This is a genomic window from Flavobacterium sp. (assembly GCF_035456085.1).
Taxonomy (GTDB): Bacteria; Bacteroidota; Bacteroidia; order Flavobacteriales; family Flavobacteriaceae; genus Flavobacterium.
The window spans coordinates 1-2,955 of sequence record NZ_DATIDY010000221.1; the positions used below are offsets into that span (position 1 = coordinate 1).

The following is a 2,955-nucleotide window of genomic DNA, read 5'->3' on the forward strand; positions in this document are numbered from 1 at the left end:
CTTACAAAGAAGGACATAAAAACACCAATAAATCTATTTACACATTAAAATTCACTACTAAAATCATTTTATCATAAAAAACCGTTAATGATTGCATAATTTTTGCTTTACTTCTGCTACTTTTGAAATTATTACTTAAACTTGATAACATACTGATGAAAAAAATAAAATTAACAGCATCGGCATTATTCGTGGCTTTATCTTTATGCCTTTCGGCCAATGCGCAAACATCAACTACATATACAGCCAAAAAAGGAAACCTGAGTGAATCAGAACTACAAAGATGGTCTCATCTTGATTTGGTAAAGGACAGTATTCCTGGTATGAGTGTAGACAAAGCTTATGCTGAATTACTTAAAGGCAAAAAAGGGGTCAAAGTAATTGTAGGAATTGTTGATTCTGGTGTAGATATTGATCATGAAGATCTGAAAGGAGTTGTTTGGACTAACAAAAAAGAAATTGCTGGTAACGGAAAAGATGACGATAAAAATGGATTTATAGACGATATTCACGGTTGGAATTTCCTTGGAGACGATGTGCATGAAACTTTGGAAATGACCCGAATTGTAAAAAAAGGTGATGACGGATCAGCGACTTACAAAAGCGCTTTAGCTGCCTACGAAGAAAAATACAACAAGGCACTGAAAGACAAGGAACAAGTTGATTTTTTGACAGCTACAGATAAAGCGATTCAAACACATTTGGGCAAAGAGAATTATACGCTTGATGATGTAAAAGCAATCGTTACAACAGATCCTGAATTGACCAAAAGCAAAATGATTATGAGCCGTATTTTGGCCAATGCAGGTCCAGATTTTAGATCTCAACTCAAAGAATTTAGTGATTATGTACATAGCCAGCTTGATTATAATTTAAACAAAGAACTTGATAGCCGCAAAATTGTTGGTGATAATGTCGATGATATTACAAACACTAAATATGGTAACAATGTAGTTTACGGACCAGACAAAGAAGAAGCGTTACATGGAACTCACGTTGCCGGAATTATTGCTCAGGTACGAGGTAACAATCTTGGTGGAGACGGAATTGCTGACAATGTAGAAATTATGGCTGTTAGAGCTGTTCCAGATGGTGACGAATATGATAAAGACATTGCATTGGCAATTCGTTATGCTGTTGATAATGGTGCCAAAGTAATCAATGGAAGTTTTGGAAAAAGTTTTTCACCACACAAACAATGGGTTTATGATGCAATAAAATATGCCGAAAAGAAAGACGTTTTATTTGTTCATGCAGCAGGAAATGATGGATTGAATGTAGATTTGCCAGAAAATGCAAATTTCCCAAATGATTCTGATGACAATAAAAAAGAATTTGCTGCAAATGTGCTAACAGTTGGAGCAATAAATAATGAATATGGAGAAGGAGTAATTACATCTTTTTCAAATTATGGTGCTTTCAATGTTGATGTTTACGCACCTGGTGACGAAATTTATGCAACTATTCCAAACAATAAATACAAATATTTGCAAGGAACTTCTATGGCATCACCAAATGCTGCGGGAGTTGCTGCTTTGATTCGTTCTTATTATCCAAAATTATCTGCCAAACAAGTAAAACAAATTCTGATAGATTCAGGAACGCCACTTCCGGCTGTAGTATTATTAGGCGAAAAAGAAGATGCAAAAAAGGCTGCCGAATCTTCTAAATCAGGAAAAATGGTCAATGCATATAATGCTTTATTAATGGCAGAAAAAATGTCTAAAAAATAATTTTACTTCTATATAATCAAATGGAAGAGCCAAAAACTCTTCCATTTTTATTTTTAAATACAATGCAAAAAATTCTATTATTCCTATTATTATCTGTAAGTTCCGGAAGTTTATTTGCCCAAAACCAAGGGTATTGGCAACAACGCGTCGATTACAAAATGGACGTAACAATGGATGTTAAAAATTATCAGTACAAAGGAAAACAAGAACTGATTTACACTAATAATTCTTCGGACACTCTTACAAAAGTATTTTACCATTTGTATAATAATGCTTTCCAACCAGGCAGCGAAATGGATGCCAGAATTCAAACTATCAAGGATCCTGATGCGCGTATGGCAACTAAAATCAAGGTCGATGGCAAAGAGGTAAAAGAAAGTAGAATCAAAAATTTGAAGCCAAACGAAATTGGTTATTTGAAAATTTCAAATTTCAAACAAGATGGTGTTTCTGCTGTCGCAAAAGAGGTTGGGACAATTCTTGAAGTAACCTTAGCTAAACCAATTTTACCTAATTCTAAAACAACTTTCACTCTGGATTTTGATGGTCAGGTACCTGTGCAAATTCGTCGTTCTGGAAGAAATAATGTAGAAGGTGTCGAATTATCAATGGCGCAATGGTATCCTAAAATGGCCGAATTTGATTTCGAAGGTTGGCATGCTGATCCTTATATAGCCAGAGAATTTCATGGTGTTTGGGGGAATTTTGATGTAAATATTACTATTGATAAAGACTACACTTTGGGAGGTTCAGGGTATTTGCAAAATCCTAATGAAATCGGTCACGGATATCAGGATGCAGGCGTTACTGTGGTATATCCTAAAAAAACAAAAACATTAACTTGGCATTTTATTGCTCCAAATGTCCATGACTTTACTTGGGCTGCTGACAAAAATTACCAACACGATATTGTAAAAGGACCAAATAATGTTGATTTGCATTTCCTTTTCAAAAACACGCCATCGGTGGTTGAAAATTGGAGAAAAGTTGAACCATTATTGGTAAAGGTGATGGATTTTTATAATAAAAATGTTGGCGATTATCCATACAAACAATATTCATTTATTCAAGGAGGCGATGGCGGTATGGAATATGCCATGTGTACTTTAATGTTAGGAAATGGAACACCAGATGGAATTTTAGGAACTGCAACACACGAATTAGGACATTCTTGGTTTCAACACATTTTAGCTTCAAATGAATCAAAACATCCTTGGATGGA

Annotated in this window: 2 protein-coding genes; both read left to right on the forward strand. The window is 34.7% G+C overall.

Annotation, left to right across the window (positions count from 1 at the left end; genetic code table 11):
- Positions 1-155: 155 nt before the first annotated feature.
- Positions 156-1,733: a S8 family peptidase gene (locus VLC96_RS16765; protein ID WP_325264765.1), complete on the forward strand. Its 1,578-nt coding sequence runs from the start codon at positions 156-158 to the stop codon at positions 1,731-1,733.
- 62 nt (positions 1,734-1,795) lie between these two features.
- Positions 1,796-2,955, forward strand: a 1,160-nt coding sequence (locus VLC96_RS16770; protein WP_325264766.1) for a M1 family metallopeptidase, incomplete at its 3' end; no start/stop codon positions are given.